The organism is Pseudomonas sp. RSB 5.4 (genome assembly GCF_037126175.1).
Classification (GTDB): Bacteria; Pseudomonadota; Gammaproteobacteria; order Pseudomonadales; family Pseudomonadaceae; genus Aquipseudomonas; species Aquipseudomonas fluorescens_H.
Map to the genome: position 1 here is coordinate 1,063,033 of NZ_CP146986.1, position 14,468 is coordinate 1,077,500.

A 14,468-nucleotide genomic window follows, 5' to 3' on the forward strand; every position below is an offset into this window, starting at 1 on the left:
TGTTGTTTTGAGGTACGGCTGCGGGCAGGTTAGTAGACCGGTTGCAAAGAAGATAGCGGATGTCTCGCCCGTGCTGTAACAGGCCGAATCCGAACAAGACCGCGCTTGCCCGGATTTGAAATACCCACCATTGCCCGCTACAGTCGCGCCCCTTGTCCGGCCAGCAGCGCCGGCGATGGCTGGGGAAGAGGGCGGCAGTTGAACGAACACACATTGTCCATGCGTCTGGAGCGGGTGGCGGCGCATGTACCGGACGGCGCGCGGTTGGCGGATATCGGCTCGGATCACGGCTATCTGCCGGTGGCCCTGATGCGCCGTGGCGCCATCGTTGCGGCGGTGGCCGGTGAAGTGGCGTTGACGCCGTTCCATGCCGCGGTGCGCACGGTGCGCGACAACGATCTTCAGCAGCACATCAGCGTGCGTCTGGCCAGCGGTCTGGCGGCGATCGAGCCGTCCGACGGGATTACCGCGATCAGCCTCTGCGGCATGGGCGGCGAGACGATTCGCGACATCCTCGACAGCGGCAAGGCGCGCATGAGCGGGCACGAACGGCTGATCCTGCAACCCAACGGCGGCGAACAACCCCTGCGCCAATGGCTGATGGACAACGGCTACCGCATCCTCGACGAGGAAGTGCTGCAGGAAAACCGCTTCTTCTACGAAATCATCGTCGCCGAGCGCAGCGGCCCGCTGAGCTACAGCGCCGAACAGTTGTACTTCGGCCCGTTGCAGATGCAGGCGCGCAGCCCGGCATTCCTCGCCAAATGGCAGCGTTCGTTAAGGCAGAAACAGAAAACCCTGAACAGCTTCAAACAGGCGCGTCAGGCTGTGCCCGAGGAGAAGCTGGAAGAGGTTGCGCGACAGGTGCAGTGGATTACTGAGCTGTTGGCTTGATCTGCCGTGTTGGCTGTTGCACCCCTTCAGGTTTAAAGTCAGCTTCAAGGTTAACGTTCTTGCGGAGTCGGACATGAGAATCGGTGAACTGGCGAAAATCAGCGGGCTGGCGCCGTCGCGTATCCGTTTTTACGAGGCGAGCGGGTTGATCACTTCGGTCGCGCGCAAAGCCAACGGCTATCGCGATTACGCTCCCGACACCCAATGGGTATTGCAGATCATCACTGGTGCGCAGGCGGCGGGTTTCTCCCTGGAGGAAATCCGTCAGTTGATGCCGATGAACGCGAGTGGCTGGCAGCACGAGCAGTTGCTCAATGGCCTCAAGCAAAAGGTTGAAGAAATCGATGTTCTGCAGCAACGCCTGGCGCAGAACAAAGCGCAACTTCAGCTCGTCATCCAGGGCATTGAAGACAAGCCCATGGGCGTGGCGTGTGCGGACAATGCGCAAATGCTGATAAATCGTCTGCGCGAACAAGGTGTGGTGAGCGCAGCAGAGCGTCGCGATGTGGCGCTTTGAAGCGCGAATCAGCTAAAAAAGGCTATTGACCTTAAAGTTGCCTTCAATCTTATGGTGGCCTCATCTCCAGTTGAGGACTGCCCCATGAATGTGTTCGACCCCCTGACCTTACCCAACGGTTCGACCATCAAGAACCGCATCGCCAAAGCCGCCATGGAAGAAAACATGGCGGACGCCGACCAGGCGCCCTCCGCCGAACTGATGCGTCTGTATCAGGCATGGGCCGACGGTGGTGCCGGGCTGATCATCACCGGCAACGTGATGGTCGACGGCCGCGCCATGACCGGACCGGGGGGCGTGGTGTTGCAGGATGATCAGCAACTCGACAAGTTCAAGCGCTGGGCGCGGATTGGCCGTTCTGCCGGTGCGCAGTTCTGGTTGCAGATCAATCATCCGGGGCGCCAGATGCAGTCCAACCTCGGGCAGAAAACCTGGGCGCCATCCGCCGTGGCGCTGGAGCTGGGCAAACTGTCCAAGCGTTTCGCCACGCCCCACGCCATGACCGCCAGTGTGATCAAAGACGTCATCCAGCGCTTTGCGCACACCGCACGCCTGGGTGAACAGGCCGGCTTCACTGGCGTGGAAATCCACGCCGCCCACGGCTATCTGTTGAGCCAGTTTCTCTCGCCACTGACCAATCAAAGGACGGACGAGTGGGGTGGCTCACTGGAGAACCGCGCGCGGTTGTTGGTCGAGGTCGTCAAGGCAGTCAGGGCGGTGGTTTCTGCAGAGTTTGCCGTAGCGGTGAAACTTAATTCCGCCGATTTCCAGCGCGGCGGATTCACCTCTGACGATGCGAAAAAGGTCGTTGAACTGCTCAACGGTCTGGGCGTGGATCTGGTGGAACTGTCCGGCGGCAGCTACGAAGTCCCGGCCATGCAGGGTGAAGCGCGCGATGGTCGAACCTTGGCTCGCGAGGCCTATTTCGTCGAATTTGCTCGGGATATTCAGACCGTTGCGAAAATGCCGGTGATGGTCACCGGCGGCATCCGCCGTCGTCCAGTTGCCGAAAGCGTCGTGCAGAGTGGGGTGGACATGGTCGGCATCGGTACCGCGTTGGCTATCGATCCGCACCTGCCGCGCGACTGGCAGCAGGGTAAGGACAACGCCCCGCAATTGCCGCCGATCACCTGGAAAAACAAGGTCATCGCCGCGCTGGCGAACATGGCGGTGGTGAAGTTTCAGCTGGGTAAACTCAGTCGGGCGCAAAAGCCTGATCCGAGCGTGTCACCGTTGCGGGCGCTGATTTTGCAGCAGATCGCCATGGCGTTTCGCACCCGGCAATATCGGCGCTGGGTGGAAAAACGTTCGGCGTGAGTCGGTAGTTCTTTCAATCGTGACTTTAGCGGGACTCTTTGATGAGTTCCCGCCAAGTCAGCCAGTCAATTCGGCATCAGCACCGTATCGACCACGTGAATCACGCCATTGGATTGCATGACGTCAGCGATGGTAACGGCAGCTTTGCCGCCCTTGGCGTCCTGCACCCATAGCTTGCCGTCGTGCAGCATTACGGTCAGCGATTCGCCCTGGACGGTTTTCAGCATCACTTTGCCGCCGTGCATTTTGGCGTCGTCCATCAGCTGTTTGGCCGTGTGAGTGCCGGCGACGACGTGGTAAGTCAGGATCTTGGTCAGGTCCGCCTTGTGTTCAGGCTTGACCAATGTATCGACTGTGCCGGCGGGCAGTTTTGCGAAGGCTTCGTTGGTGGGGGCGAAGACGGTGAACGGTCCCTTGCTGTTGAGCGTATCCACCAGCCCGGCGGCCTTGACCGCAGCGACCAGTGTCGTGTGATCCTTGGAGTTGACTGCGTTTTCGACGATGGTCTTGGTCGGATACATGGCCGCGCCGCCAACCATCACGGTATCGGCGGCAAAGCTGGATCCGGCGCCGAGGCAGAGCAGGGTGAAGCAAGCGACAGCAAGGCGTTTGATGAGCATGTGCATGGTGCGTCTCCTTGATTCTTCGACCCTTCGAATGAGGGTGTTGAATGTACGGAGCAGGGAGTGAAACGGATGCAGAGCAGAGCGGAAAATTTTTTGCGGTGCACATATAAGGAATACGGCTGGTTGCGCAGGATGGCTTCACCTGTGCGCGGATTGGTCAGGGTCACATTCTCCAGTGCTCGGATGCGCCAAGCCGCCATGTCGTAAGCGTTCCAGGCTGCCTGGAATGCGCGGGGGGGGGGCGTCCTCGGTTCTTTTTTTATCTGAGTCATGGCCGGGCGCTAGCAGAGAGTTAGAATGCGCTTTTGAACATAAGAAACTCAGTATGGATGTACAAACGCTCGAAAGTAGCGACGTTTTATCGTTCACGTTGGATCAGGCGCATCGCTGTTTCGAAATGGTCGTCAGCCTGAATGACGGCTGTCGATGCAAACTGACGGCGTGGAATGTCGATGGCGCCGAGTTGACCATCAGACTCGGTGCTCTGCACATTCAAAATTCTCGCGTTCTCGGAGAGCTGGAAGGGGTCAGCTTTGTTGAAAACGTTCTATCTCTAGAGGGCGACTTTGGCGATATGACTATTGAGGCGAACACGGTTTTGGTCGAAAAGCTGAGTTAGGCTATGAGCGCAAAGGGAAGAATCGCCATATCGATAGACTGTTCCATTCAAATCGCTGTCAACGCGTGGCGCAATACATTCTGTGAGTAACCGGAGGTTCTGCCGGCGCGCTTGTTTCTAAACCTGATGCCAGCGTCTGATCAATTGTTTTTCCAAGGAGATCCCCATGACAACAGGGCAGTGTCTTTGCGCCGCAGTACGCTTTTCCCTAACCGTGGAACCGCGCTTTTTCTATCGCTGCCATTGCTCTCTGTGCCGTAAGCAAACCGGTGTCGGGTTCAACCTCGCCACGCTGGTCAACGCTCGGGATTTTTGCTGGGAGGCAGGGCAGGACGCGATCAGCAGTTGGGTCAAACCCAGCGGCTACAGGAACGACTTCTGCGCACAATGCGGCTCGACCGTGCCGAATCCACTTCGCGAATCGCCTTACGTGTGGATTCCGCTCGGACTGCTCGATGAGGATCTGAACGTGGAATGCGTGGGTGATTTCTGCGTGGACGATGCGATGTCGTGGGATACGCAGCGCTCGGCGCGGAGTCATCACGGTGCAGTGGAGTCACTGGAATTTCTTCTGCAAGAGCTCCGGGTCAACCCTGATTGACCCGAAGCCTGACCTGCAATCACTTCCGCAGATAAGCAAACATGTGCTGCACATAATCCGCCTTGCCCAGCGGCACGCCATTGTGGCGCAGGATGTTGTACGCGGTGATCAGGTGAAAGTAGAACTGCGGCATCGCCCAGTCCACGGCGTATTCGCGGCCGGTCAAATCGAAGGCGATGCCGTTTTGCAGTTCAAGGGCGATGTTCTTGTCCGCGCTTGCATCGATCTGCGCCGGATCTGCCGCCGCCAGCATCTCCAGTGTGCTGTCGATCAAGGCCTTGGCCGCCGCCATATTCTCAGGCGGTGTGAGCTTGGTCAGCGGTTGTTGTGTCAGCCGCTGCACGGCGTCCTGAGCCTGAGTGCAAGTGTATTGAACCTGCGTGGCGAGGTTGTGCATGTCCGGCGCCAGACGTGCGTCGAGCAGAACTTGCGCGTCGTAGCCGCGCTCAAGGGCATAAGCCTCGCTCTTGGACAGGATGGCCGCCAGCGAGCGCAACATCTGGGCGAAACGAGGAAGGGTCACTGCATGGATCGACATGGTTATTCCCTGTGTAGTCATTCAAAGGTGAAACCTCAGTGGCGAAGGGTAGTCGATTCGCTATCTAAAATAACCGCGACATCGCACTTTGCGAATGAGCCTCCCCACGGGATTTACCGTTCGGTAAACTGCTTCGACTTGCCCGCAAGGCGACCCAGACAATAAAAAAACCGAGGCCCCCCATGATCGATCTTTCCGTAGCACTCCTGTTCGCCGGCGCCTGTTTTGCGCTAGCCCTGACCCCCGGCCCGGACATGCTGCTGATCGCCTCTCGAAGCCTGAGCCAGGGCCGCGCCTCGGGCTTCGTCTCCCTCGCCGGCATTCAGGCTGGCACCTACTGCCACGCACTGGCAGCCGCCCTCGGGCTGTCGCAACTGGTCGCCACCGTGCCCGCCGCCTACGACATCATCCGCTTCGCCGGCGCCGCGTACCTGGCATTCCTGGCGTGGAAAGCCTTCACCAGCGATGTATCACCCTTGGCCACCAACGAAACCCTGCCAGCCACCCCGTTGTTGCGTATCTTCCGCCAAGGATTGGTGACCAATCTGCTCAATCCGAAAATGGCGCTGTTTGTGCTGGCGTTGTTTCCGCAGTTCATTGATCCGGGGAAAGGCTCGCTGGTGCTGCAGATGTTGGTGTTTGCGACAATCCTGAATGTGATCGGATTGCTGGTGAATGGGGCGGTGATTGTTTTGGCCAGCAAGGTTGGGAACAAGCTGGCGAGTAATGCGCGGATCGCGCGGCGGTTGAATCAGGTGTTGGGGGCGGTGTTTTTTGGCTTGGCTTGTCGGTTGGCATTGTTTTCCGGGCGGTAGGGTGGGGCTGCTTTCGGCCTGAAGCGGACGTCCAAGGCTAACTTTTTTCAACCCAAAGCGGTCATCATCATGTTCCAGTATTATTGCGCCGATGCTCGGACTGCTCATAGGTAGGTTGATGTATGGCCAGAAGCGTTAGGCTTCAACAGAAACTTCATTCAAAGTATCTCGTTGAGGTAGCGGGAGAGGTGGTGCTTGATGACTGCCTTGTTGAAAAGCTATGGGCGCTCAACAGAGGTGACAGGTTTGAGTTGAATTCACGTTCCTTCAGTTTTGGAACTGTTCAAAAATACCGCTTGGAATACGTGATAACGAGAGGACCGATTTCTGGGCATTGGCTTTACAAAGAATTTGACCCAAAGGAACTGACATTATTTTTTACGGCAAAAGACTTTGCCGGCATTTGCCATGGCTGGACCTTGTTTGACGAGTGACCACTCAGCGATAGCTTTCTGGGAGGCAGCTTCTGGCCGTCAGCGGTCGGGTGCGAACGTCCGCTTCTGGCCGAAATCCGCCGTTCGTAAATGTCCGTGACGAAAATGTCCCGCCACGGAGCAGTCACCTACTTCACCAACTCAACCCTATCTAGCGCCCGATTCACCGCTAGCTCCCCAAGCATCACCACCTGCGCAATCCCCAACAGCGTTTTGCGCATCGGTCCTTCCACCAGTGCAGCCACATCCCCGAGCATCACCGTCGCCGAGGCGAGTGATTCGCAGGCGTTGGCGAGAAGGGATTCGGTGTCGGTGTCGGGATTGACGAGAAACATGCTGCTGGTTTGGTAAGGGGTTGCCATGATCGCGGCGGAAGGGCTGAGGTAGTGGTCGAGGGCGCGTTCGGCGGCTTCGTGGAGTTTCTTTGAATCGAGAGATTCGTAGGGGGAGGCCGGATCGATGTCTGGCGGGTTTGGCGTTACTTTGACCATGTTCTTCTTTTTCCTGTTTGTTGGCGGCCACTCCGAGCTACTAAACAGGGGGTGGCAGCTGTGCGCAGGTTAGTAGACCGGGGAAAAGAAGAAAGCCGGCGCGCCCGAGGGCGCCCTACACACAGCCGCCATCAAGTGCAGGTAGGAAAATACCTGACTGACGGACGCGCATGCGCTTTCATTTACCACGGGCTACTAAACCCGATCACTGCGAATCAGTGATCGACCCAAGTTACCGATGGCTCTCCAGGCGCACAAGCCGGCGGATTCTGGCGTAGTCGTAGGCAACGGCGCAAGGCGTTGTAGCCTTCAGGACGTAACGCGGGGTGTCTATTAAACGCCAGGTAAAACCGTTAAACGCAGGATGGTGTGAAGTCGGCCCGCGCATGACGCTGACGTTGTGATTGAGTGCGTACAGGCACGTGAAGAAGGGGAGGCCAGAACGCATTGCCAGCCATCCACCGCGCTTTAGTTGAAAACGCGGTCGCCACGCCAGAAGCGGCGCCTCACACTTGAATTCCCCTTTCATTCATTGAGTTATGAGGTTTGGCACGGTCTGACTTCTTCGCTTTTCACTCTGGGAACACAAAGGGCTGATTACGTATTCAGCCTTTTCTCAAGTTCCTGATCAAATATCACGGCACCCGAATTCTTTTCGCCCAGCGAATCCTGTGGATTGAGTAGCGGGCATTCACCCATGGTCAGACAACCGCAGCCAATGCAGCCCTCCAGACTGGTCGACAGCTTTGTCAGTTGTTCGATGCGGCGCTTCAGGGAGGATGCCCAGTCTTTCGACACCGTCTCCCATTCCTTGGCAGAAGCCTTCCGGTCATGGGGGATGGGTTCAAGGGCAGTCTTGATTTCCGCCAGCGAAATCCCGCTGGCTTGCGCGATTCGAATGATCGCGATCCGGCGAAGCGTGCCGCGCGCATAAACCCTATGATTGCCGGCTGTGCGCTGAGACGCCAACAAGCCTTTCGACTCATAAAAATGAAGCGTGGAGACAGAGAGACCGCTTCGTTTTGCGACCTGGCCCACGCTCAGGTTTTGATGGTCAGTAATTCTTTCCTGCACGGCTGTTGACCTCAAGCATTCTTGAGGTTTTAGAGTGTAATCAGCGCAGAGAAAAAAACAACTTCAGACAAGTGGTCACCCGCCTGGCGGTTTCTCTGTGACTTACTCAGCATGGAGATTAGTTAGATGGTCAGTTGGGCATTTATTTTTGAAGCACCGGAAACCAACCCCGAAACCGATCGATTCGTCATCGACCGCGCGGGTCGGCGTAATACGATCGTCGCTGTACCCGAGCAACATGACGCTGTTCAAGTTGCCGTAGATTTGGTCAAGGATGGCGTTCAGTTCATAGAACTGTGCGGTGGCTTCGAGCCTGTCTGGGTCGGGAAAATCATTGAAGCGACGGGAGGAACCATTCCCGTCGGCAACGTGGGTTTTTCGGGCGGAGCATCGGTTGCCAGGCTTGTTGAAATCTTTGCTGAAGAAAAATAGTTGTGAACTGAAATCACGGTGGGGACTGTTTTCTTGCTCGAAATCAGTCTGTCTGATCGATTTTTAATCTTGCATAAAGACACCCACCGTTACTTCAGCAAAGCTACATCGCTTGTGCTCCGGGGAACTCAAGGGCACCTGCAATCAATCAGCTCGAGCCTGTCCTTCCAGAATCTCAAAGGCGTCGTCGAGGGGCGCGTACCCAACGGCTTTTCTGGTCCTATCAATCGAAAGGCGTTTGTAGCGGTTATCTGAAACCCCATGGACAATGTGGAATCCGATCAGATCGGCCTCAACGCAACGCCCAAGCAACGCGACGACATCCCGATAGCTGATAAATGCAGCTACGTCCCGAGGGCTGTGGGTTTCCCCAGGGTGAAATTCGGCTACGTTTGCAATACGGACTGCGATTGTTGTCATTTGCCCATCGTTGGCATACATCGAAGCCAGTGCCTCGCCAAACGCCTTGCTGACCCCGTAAAGGTTCCCGGGTCTGGGGGCCATCCATTCATGTACCTGGACATCCTTTGGATAACCTTCAATCGCCTGCGCACTGCTCGCAAATATGAAGCGTTTGCAGCCTTGAGTTTTTGCGGCAAACAGCATGTTGTAGGTGCCGACAATATTTACAGGCAGCAGTGAAGACGTGAATTCAGCGTCTGCGTTCGGATCAGCAGCGAGATGAATCACTGTGTCTATGCCTTCGCAGGCTTCAAGGCAACTGGCTTGATCCCTGATGTCGAGAGAGAAACGTTGGACCGAGTCAGGAAGTTTTGAAACGTCTATATCGGCCAGGCGCAGATCTGATTTATCGTCTCGCGCGATCCAAAAAGCTCTGCCGATATGGCCAGCAGCCCCGGTAACCAAAATTTTTTGCTTGCTCATTTCCGTATGTCCTTATGGTAAACGACACTCTAGCCTTTCAGCCTTGTGACCGATTCACAACTTCCATGAAGAGTGAAACGCTTAAATGCCAAATACTGGCAGACAAGAAGCAGCAATCACAGGCAGCAAGTAAGTTGATGGGCCGCTTCCGGCCAAAAGCGGACGCTGGAGAATGATCGCTTTCGACCCATAGCAGGCGCTCACGACAGAAGCCAGTTGGCCAAAAGCAGTCAGTCGCTCTAGTCTACGATATCGGCAACTACCTGTTCGCCAGCAGAAAAAGCAGCCCCTTCAATGTGGTAGACCCTCGGTTCTTCCGAAAAATATTCCTCCAGGCCCATCATGAATATCCGATGGTCTTCACTCTCTTCGAAGCCTGGCGTGTGATCTTCCAGTGAAGCCCAGCGCACTATCAGGTTGAACCGCTCGGGGCTTTCAATCCCTTTCGCCAGCAAGTGGCCGCCGTAACCCTTTGCACGGGTAAGCAGGGGAGCGACCTCGGCAAATGCACTTCTGAAATTTTCAATGCGTTCTTTGTGGACGGGGAGCAGAGCGATTTCATAAATCATGGAGTTCCTCTCATATAACTCGAACGGTTAAAAGTAAGCACTTACGAAATGAGCGATGGCTCGACTGCAATCGCGATTTTTCCTTGAATGCCGTTGTTGGGGCTTTCCAGCCGGGCGTGGGCGAGCGCCATGTCGGCGAGCGAATAGACAGCGCCAACGTGTGGCCGTAGCTGACCCCGCTCTACCAATGCGCTCAGCTCATCAAGTTTGCCCCGGTTCTGTCTGGTGAAAACGAAGTGATAACTCGCGTTCTTGCCCCAGGCCTGAACGAGGTTCTGCGGCTGGGCAATGTCCACAATCGAGACCACGCGGCCGAGTTGAGCGAGCACGTCGGGGCTTCGCGCCAACGTATTGCCGCCAATGGTGTCGAACACCACATCAACTCCGCGGCCATCCGTTTCCCGATTGATGACGTCGACGTAATCCTCCTTTTCATAGTCGATGACCACATCAGCCCCCATGCCTCGTGCAAACTCGAAGTTCGCTTCGCGCACGGTCGTGAAGACCCGCGCTCCAATGGCCTTAGCCACCTGGATCGCGATATGACCTACGCCTCCCGCGCCGCCGTGGATCAGGATGCTTTCTCCCACTCTGAGCGCTGCACGCCCGGTCAGTGCTTCCCACACCGTACCGCCAACCAGGGTCAGACTTGCTGCTTCGAGATGGCTCAGCGATGGCGGCTTCTTCCCGATAATGCTTTCGGCCGCAACGTGGTATTCGGCATAACTGCCTGGCCCTTCAAATATCTGCGGGGTGTACCAGACATTGTCTCCCGGAGCGAAGGATGTCACCCCCGGCCCGACTTCTTCGACAACCCCCGAGACGTCGTGTCCGGTAATGGCCGGCAGTTGCACTAGGTCGGAATAGTCGCCACGTCGAACCTGATAATCCAAGGGGTTGATGGAGGTTGCGTGTACCCGCACCAGGACTTGTCCCGCACCCGGCACTGGCTTGGGCACGTCGCAGAGTTCGAACGATTCCGGGCCGCCAAATGATTTAAGCATCAATGCTTTCATTGTGAATCCTTGTATCGATAAAAAGGAATATCGAGATATCTCGATATTGTGCGATAAAAAATTAGAGATCTGTCCCTATGATCTCGGCAAGCGCACTGATAGTGGCTTCATTGCGTTTGTAGTAAGTCCATTGACCGATGCGCTTGACCTCGACCAAGCCCACTCGTTGCAGCGTTGCAAGATAACCAGACACCGTTGACTGCGACAGCCCGATGCCTTCCTGAATACTACTTACGCAGACCCCCACCGTGAGAACGTCTCCTTCATCCTGCGGAGGGAAGTTCTTAACGGGGTCCTTCAGGCCTTTCAAGATTTCAAGGCGAGTAGGGTTGGAGAGGGCTTTGAATATTTCGAGTAATTCCATGAGCTGAGGATATCGAGATTTATCGATATGTCAATACGAGCGCCAAAATAGGAAGAAATAGGCAAGGTTATGATTTACCTCACATCTGAAAAACACCACGGCTACTACATTTGATCACTGCGAATCAGTGACCGCCCCAAGTTACCGACAGCCCTCCAGGCGCACAAGCCGACGGACTCTGGCGTAGTCGTAGGCAACGGCGTAAGGCGTTGTAGCCTTCAGAATGCAACGCAGGGTGTCTGTTAAACACCAGGCAAAAAATCTTTAAACGCAGGATGGCTTGAAGTGGGCCCGCGCTTGACGTTGACGTTATGATTGAGTGCGCGTAGGCACGTGAAGAGGGCAGAACGCATGCTGCCAACTGCGGGGTCGCGGTTCCTGCAGCCAGCACGACAATGTCGGCATCGAGCTCATTTGCCGCAGTGATCACGCCGGTGACCAGACCGTTCAAAATCTGGAAGCCAAGCACAGGAGTTTGTGTGAGAACCGTCGCGCCATGGTCTTGGGCACCGGCGATCAAGACGTGCGTTGCCTGCACGGCATCCAGCGCGCCTTCTTCGGCGGCAAGGAACGCGCGTTCTGGAGGATGTTTGAGATTGGGTTCAAGGTCGAGAATCTGCGCGCTACATACAGAAGGAGCCTGAAACCAGCCATCGCCGTAAGACAGCGCACCGGTCCAGCGCACCTTCAGTCCCGGCAGTTCGGATTCGAGTCGGCGGTATTCTGCGATGGCCGCTGCGCGCAGCGGCGCAACGGAGTCCGGACCGCCGTGCGAAGTGTTGATCCAGGCGAAGGAGCGGCCCGTTGCACCGGACGCGATTTCACCGGCCTCGATCACAACCACTTTTGCACCTTTCGCGGCGAGGTGATACGCCAGTGACGCGCCGACGATTCCCGCGCCGATGACGATGATTCGTTTGCTCATATCAACCTCCGTTGTCGATGCGCTGACGTTACTACATCGCGGCTCATGGGCGCAGACTTGCCTGGCCCAGAGATATAAGGGAAGCTGCGCCGAACCCGGTTATGGGTCAGTAGTTGAATTGTTCAGGGAAGCGTTGATGGTACTCAGGGTGTTGGTGGTTGGCGGGTATGGAAACTTTGGCAGTATCGTTTGTCGGCATCTGATCGACACGCCGGGCATCGAACTGGCGATCTCGGGGCGCGATCCTCAGAAGCTGGCGCGTAAAGTCGCTGAGCTGGGCGCGACCTGCGAGAGCTGGTGCGGCGATGCCATGGGTGCCGGGTTCGTCCCGGCTCTGCGCGCGATGAACATTCAGTGGGTGATTCACACCGGCGGCCCGTTTCAGGGGCAATCCTATGCGGTGGCCGAGAGCTGCATCGAGGCGGGCGTCAACTATTGCGATCTGGCGGATTGCCGGACATTCGTCAATGGCATCGGCGTGCTCGATGCCCGAGCCCGGCAGGCGGGTGTCGCCCTCCTCAGTGGCTGCAGTTCGGTGCCGACGCTGTCGTCGGCGATCATCGATGAGCAGCGCTATCGGTTCAAACGCATCGACTCCATCGAACACGGTATTTCCTCGTCAGCGAAGATGCCGGGGTTGTCGACGATCGAGGGTGTGCTCGCGTATGCGGGCAAACCGATTCGCCAGCTCAGAAATGGTCGTGTACATGAGGTGATGGGGTGGGAGGATCTGACTCTGCGCAAGCTGCAAAATCTTGGTACGCGTGCGTTGGCCAATGTTGATGTCCCGGACATGGATATTTTCGCCAGCCGGTTTGGTGCGCACACGTTGAGCTTCAAGGCCGGGGCTGGTCTGAAGCTCGGCGGCGTGGCCAATTATCTGTTTGCTCTGGCGATGAGGAAGGGGCTGGTGCGTGACCACATGGCGTGGGCCGCCCGGTTGCATCGCTGGGGGACGTGGTTCGAACGTTTCGGCGATGGCAAAAGTGCGATGTATATAGATGTGCAGGGTGTCGACCTGAATGACCAGCCGTTGTCGATGACGGCGCAATTGACCGCGCTGAATGACAAGGGGCCGGAGATCCCAAGCTGTGCCGCAGTCGCCCTGGCCGTGAAGATCGCCCGAGGTTACTTGCCCGAACCGGGTGCCCGTCCTTGCGTTGGCGAGATCAACGTCGACGAATACATGGCCGCGATCAACGATCCGCAGAACCTGAGCCTGGCGGTGCACTTTTCTGATGGGCAGCCCTGAGCATGCTCTATCTGGGCCTGAAGTACGTGCATGTCATTGCCGCGATTTTCCTGTTCGGTTTCGGCATGGGTTCCTATCTGTACCTGATCGCCGCCAGTCGCACGGCCAATCCGCAGGTGATTGCGCATGTGGCGCGAATGGTGGTGCGCTACGACGCCTGGATCACTACGCCGGCCGGTTTTATCCAGGTTGCGACAGGTTATTGGCTGACAAGGCTCACCGGGTTGCCCTTGACCGCGGATTGGGTGCTGATGTCGCTGATCCTCTTCTTTATAGTGGGCTCGCTTTGGCTGCCAGTGCTGGTGCTGCAGAAGCGCCTGCAGCGGATGGCGGTAAGTGCGGTCGAGCGTGGTACTCGTCTGGCGGACGAGTACCGGGCCGTTTATCGCCAGTGGTTCTGGATGGGCGTTTGCGGTTTTCTCGGTATGTTCGTGATTGTCTTGATGATGGTGACGAAGATGACGCCGGGGCAGTGGCTGCAACTGATGTTGTAGCGGGGCATTCACATTGGCGATTTGAGAAAGCGGCGTTCGTGATCGGGATTGGGCAACAGGCAGGTGTCGTACTTGCCGAAGATCCGGTAGCGGTTCAGTGCCACTCGGTCGTAGGCCCAATCCCTGAGTGCTCGCGGGAAAATTCGCAGAGGTCTGACCGGCCACCAGCGGGCAGGCAATTGCGCGACGACTTCGAAGAATGCCTCCGAGCGCACCCAGTAATGTTGGTCGCGAATCACCGCCATGGTGTCGAACTGATCCACCGGCAGACCGGCCCATGCCAGCAATGCCTGACCTTCCGGCGATTGCACCGCCGCCAGGCGTATCCGGTGCCGGTTGTCGTGGCGAATCAGAAAGCGCGCCCAGCCGTTGCACAGCTTGCAGACGCCGTCGAACAGAACCACGGTTTCGCCTGGATTGAGCAGGGGGGCAGGGGAAGGGCGAATTCGGGATCCAGGCATGGGGGATGATCTAAGAAGTGGGTCAGTCATTGCGAGGCATCATCCTTAGGCAAGAGGAGTTGTTGGGCAACATGCTGCGCATTCGCCGACACTGCGTCTATATATAAGCAGGCTTTTTCAGGGACTCGACAGAAAACTGAAATT

At 56.9% G+C, this 14,468-nt stretch carries 20 protein-coding genes; 10 read left to right on the top strand and 10 right to left on the bottom strand.

What is annotated here, in order from left to right; translation table 11 throughout:
• Window positions 1-198 precede the first annotated feature (198 nt).
• From V9L13_RS04500 to V9L13_RS04510, 3 genes are all read left to right on the top strand, one after another.
• Window positions 199-894, top strand: a complete 696-nt coding sequence (locus V9L13_RS04500; protein WP_338801628.1) for a tRNA (adenine(22)-N(1))-methyltransferase TrmK — start codon at window positions 199-201, stop codon at window positions 892-894.
• Window positions 895-967: 73 nt separating this feature from the next.
• Window positions 968-1,411 carry a MerR family transcriptional regulator gene (locus V9L13_RS04505; protein ID WP_338801629.1) on the top strand — a complete coding sequence of 148 codons (444 nt, stop codon included), beginning with the start codon at window positions 968-970 and terminating at the stop codon, window positions 1,409-1,411.
• Between the two features lie 84 nt (window positions 1,412-1,495).
• Window positions 1,496-2,728 carry an NADH:flavin oxidoreductase/NADH oxidase family protein gene (locus tag V9L13_RS04510; RefSeq protein ID WP_338801630.1) on the top strand — a complete coding sequence of 411 codons (1,233 nt, stop codon included), beginning with the start codon at window positions 1,496-1,498 and terminating at the stop codon, window positions 2,726-2,728.
• 65 nt (window positions 2,729-2,793) lie between these two features.
• Here the strand turns inward: V9L13_RS04510 and V9L13_RS04515 are convergent, their stop codons facing one another.
• Window positions 2,794-3,354: a fasciclin domain-containing protein gene (locus V9L13_RS04515; RefSeq protein WP_003224301.1), complete on the bottom strand. Its 561-nt coding sequence runs from the start codon at window positions 3,352-3,354 to the stop codon at window positions 2,794-2,796.
• A gap of 325 nt (window positions 3,355-3,679) precedes the next feature.
• Here V9L13_RS04515 and V9L13_RS04520 point away from each other — a divergent pair, with 325 nt between their 5' ends.
• Together V9L13_RS04520 and V9L13_RS04525 are read left to right on the top strand one after the other, a co-directional pair.
• Window positions 3,680-3,973 carry a hypothetical protein gene (locus V9L13_RS04520; RefSeq protein WP_003224302.1) on the top strand — a complete coding sequence of 98 codons (294 nt, stop codon included), beginning with the start codon at window positions 3,680-3,682 and terminating at the stop codon, window positions 3,971-3,973.
• A gap of 166 nt (window positions 3,974-4,139) precedes the next feature.
• Complete coding sequence (locus V9L13_RS04525; protein WP_338801631.1) at window positions 4,140-4,574, top strand: GFA family protein; 435 nt, start codon at window positions 4,140-4,142, stop codon at window positions 4,572-4,574.
• A gap of 19 nt (window positions 4,575-4,593) precedes the next feature.
• Here the strand turns inward: V9L13_RS04525 and V9L13_RS04530 are convergent, their stop codons facing one another.
• A complete protein-coding gene (locus V9L13_RS04530) occupies window positions 4,594-5,112 on the bottom strand; it encodes a DUF1993 domain-containing protein (RefSeq protein ID WP_338801632.1) in 519 nt (172 codons plus the stop codon).
• Window positions 5,113-5,294: 182 nt separating this feature from the next.
• Between V9L13_RS04530 and V9L13_RS04535 the strand changes: the two genes are divergently transcribed.
• Both V9L13_RS04535 and V9L13_RS04540 read left to right on the top strand, forming a co-directional pair.
• The gene (locus V9L13_RS04535; RefSeq protein ID WP_103520317.1) at window positions 5,295-5,927 is read left to right on the top strand and encodes a LysE family translocator; all 633 of its coding nucleotides are present in this window, start codon (window positions 5,295-5,297) and stop codon (window positions 5,925-5,927) included.
• A gap of 122 nt (window positions 5,928-6,049) precedes the next feature.
• Entirely contained in the window at window positions 6,050-6,361 is a 312-nt protein-coding gene (locus V9L13_RS04540) for a hypothetical protein (RefSeq protein WP_338801633.1), read from the top strand.
• Between the two features lie 128 nt (window positions 6,362-6,489).
• On the opposite strand, the gene V9L13_RS04545 is transcribed toward V9L13_RS04540, so the two are convergent.
• Window positions 6,490-6,852, bottom strand: a complete 363-nt coding sequence (locus tag V9L13_RS04545; RefSeq protein WP_338801634.1) for a DUF6124 family protein — start codon at window positions 6,850-6,852, stop codon at window positions 6,490-6,492.
• A 597-nt stretch (window positions 6,853-7,449) separates the two neighbouring features.
• Window positions 7,450-7,926 carry a redox-sensitive transcriptional activator SoxR gene (gene soxR, locus V9L13_RS04550; RefSeq protein WP_103486166.1) on the bottom strand — a complete coding sequence of 159 codons (477 nt, stop codon included), beginning with the start codon at window positions 7,924-7,926 and terminating at the stop codon, window positions 7,450-7,452.
• Window positions 7,927-8,052: 126 nt separating this feature from the next.
• Here soxR and V9L13_RS04555 point away from each other — a divergent pair, with 126 nt between their 5' ends.
• A complete protein-coding gene (locus V9L13_RS04555) occupies window positions 8,053-8,358 on the top strand; it encodes a DUF6506 family protein (RefSeq protein WP_003224312.1) in 306 nt (101 codons plus the stop codon).
• A 144-nt stretch (window positions 8,359-8,502) separates the two neighbouring features.
• Here the strand turns inward: V9L13_RS04555 and V9L13_RS04560 are convergent, their stop codons facing one another.
• The 5 genes from V9L13_RS04560 to V9L13_RS04580 form a co-directional block, all read right to left on the bottom strand.
• Window positions 8,503-9,243: an NAD(P)-dependent oxidoreductase gene (locus V9L13_RS04560; RefSeq protein ID WP_003224315.1), complete on the bottom strand. Its 741-nt coding sequence runs from the start codon at window positions 9,241-9,243 to the stop codon at window positions 8,503-8,505.
• A gap of 239 nt (window positions 9,244-9,482) precedes the next feature.
• Window positions 9,483-9,812, bottom strand: a complete 330-nt coding sequence (locus tag V9L13_RS04565; RefSeq protein ID WP_003224317.1) for an antibiotic biosynthesis monooxygenase — start codon at window positions 9,810-9,812, stop codon at window positions 9,483-9,485.
• 41 nt (window positions 9,813-9,853) lie between these two features.
• Window positions 9,854-10,828 (bottom strand): zinc-dependent alcohol dehydrogenase family protein, encoded by a 975-nt coding sequence (locus tag V9L13_RS04570; RefSeq protein ID WP_338801635.1) that lies wholly within the window; start codon window positions 10,826-10,828, stop codon window positions 9,854-9,856.
• 61 nt (window positions 10,829-10,889) lie between these two features.
• Window positions 10,890-11,192, bottom strand: a complete 303-nt coding sequence (locus V9L13_RS04575) for a metalloregulator ArsR/SmtB family transcription factor (protein WP_003224321.1) — start codon at window positions 11,190-11,192, stop codon at window positions 10,890-10,892.
• Window positions 11,193-11,316: 124 nt separating this feature from the next.
• Window positions 11,317-12,117, bottom strand: coding sequence for an FAD-dependent oxidoreductase (locus V9L13_RS04580; protein ID WP_338801636.1), 801 nt, complete (start codon window positions 12,115-12,117; stop codon window positions 11,317-11,319).
• A 136-nt stretch (window positions 12,118-12,253) separates the two neighbouring features.
• On the opposite strand from V9L13_RS04580, the gene V9L13_RS04585 reads away from it, so the two are divergent.
• Window positions 12,254-13,369 (top strand): saccharopine dehydrogenase NADP-binding domain-containing protein, encoded by a 1,116-nt coding sequence (locus tag V9L13_RS04585; RefSeq protein WP_338801637.1) that lies wholly within the window; start codon window positions 12,254-12,256, stop codon window positions 13,367-13,369.
• Window positions 13,370-13,371: 2 nt separating this feature from the next.
• Window positions 13,372-13,863, top strand: a complete 492-nt coding sequence (locus tag V9L13_RS04590) for a DUF2269 domain-containing protein (RefSeq protein WP_338801638.1) — start codon at window positions 13,372-13,374, stop codon at window positions 13,861-13,863.
• Between the two features lie 8 nt (window positions 13,864-13,871).
• On the opposite strand, the gene V9L13_RS04595 is transcribed toward V9L13_RS04590, so the two are convergent.
• Entirely contained in the window at window positions 13,872-14,324 is a 453-nt protein-coding gene (locus V9L13_RS04595) for a thiol-disulfide oxidoreductase DCC family protein (RefSeq protein ID WP_338801639.1), read from the bottom strand.
• Between the last annotated feature and the right edge of the window lie 144 nt (window positions 14,325-14,468).

Excerpts from the sequence above, each read along its gene's own strand:
- V9L13_RS04540 (WP_338801633.1), top strand. The coding sequence starts at position 6,050 with ATGGCCAGAAGCGTTAGGCTTCAACAGAAACTTCATTCAAAGTATCTC.
- V9L13_RS04530 (WP_338801632.1), bottom strand. The coding sequence starts at position 5,112 with ATGTCGATCCATGCAGTGACCCTTCCTCGTTTCGCCCAGATGTTGCGC.
- V9L13_RS04590 (WP_338801638.1), top strand. The coding sequence starts at position 13,372 with ATGCTCTATCTGGGCCTGAAGTACGTGCATGTCATTGCCGCGATTTTC.
- V9L13_RS04525 (WP_338801631.1), top strand. The coding sequence starts at position 4,140 with ATGACAACAGGGCAGTGTCTTTGCGCCGCAGTACGCTTTTCCCTAACC.
- V9L13_RS04580 (WP_338801636.1), bottom strand. The coding sequence starts at position 12,117 with ATGAGCAAACGAATCATCGTCATCGGCGCGGGAATCGTCGGCGCGTCA.
- V9L13_RS04505 (WP_338801629.1), top strand. The coding sequence starts at position 968 with ATGAGAATCGGTGAACTGGCGAAAATCAGCGGGCTGGCGCCGTCGCGT.
- V9L13_RS04535 (WP_103520317.1), top strand. The coding sequence starts at position 5,295 with ATGATCGATCTTTCCGTAGCACTCCTGTTCGCCGGCGCCTGTTTTGCG.
- V9L13_RS04565 (WP_003224317.1), bottom strand. The coding sequence starts at position 9,812 with ATGATTTATGAAATCGCTCTGCTCCCCGTCCACAAAGAACGCATTGAA.
- V9L13_RS04595 (WP_338801639.1), bottom strand. The coding sequence starts at position 14,324 with ATGCCTGGATCCCGAATTCGCCCTTCCCCTGCCCCCCTGCTCAATCCA.
- V9L13_RS04510 (WP_338801630.1), top strand. The coding sequence starts at position 1,496 with ATGAATGTGTTCGACCCCCTGACCTTACCCAACGGTTCGACCATCAAG.
- V9L13_RS04545 (WP_338801634.1), bottom strand. The coding sequence starts at position 6,852 with ATGGTCAAAGTAACGCCAAACCCGCCAGACATCGATCCGGCCTCCCCC.
- V9L13_RS04585 (WP_338801637.1), top strand. The coding sequence starts at position 12,254 with ATGGTACTCAGGGTGTTGGTGGTTGGCGGGTATGGAAACTTTGGCAGT.
- V9L13_RS04570 (WP_338801635.1), bottom strand. The coding sequence starts at position 10,828 with ATGAAAGCATTGATGCTTAAATCATTTGGCGGCCCGGAATCGTTCGAA.
- V9L13_RS04520 (WP_003224302.1), top strand. The coding sequence starts at position 3,680 with ATGGATGTACAAACGCTCGAAAGTAGCGACGTTTTATCGTTCACGTTG.
- V9L13_RS04555 (WP_003224312.1), top strand. The coding sequence starts at position 8,053 with ATGGTCAGTTGGGCATTTATTTTTGAAGCACCGGAAACCAACCCCGAA.
- V9L13_RS04560 (WP_003224315.1), bottom strand. The coding sequence starts at position 9,243 with ATGAGCAAGCAAAAAATTTTGGTTACCGGGGCTGCTGGCCATATCGGC.
- V9L13_RS04515 (WP_003224301.1), bottom strand. The coding sequence starts at position 3,354 with ATGCACATGCTCATCAAACGCCTTGCTGTCGCTTGCTTCACCCTGCTC.
- V9L13_RS04575 (WP_003224321.1), bottom strand. The coding sequence starts at position 11,192 with ATGGAATTACTCGAAATATTCAAAGCCCTCTCCAACCCTACTCGCCTT.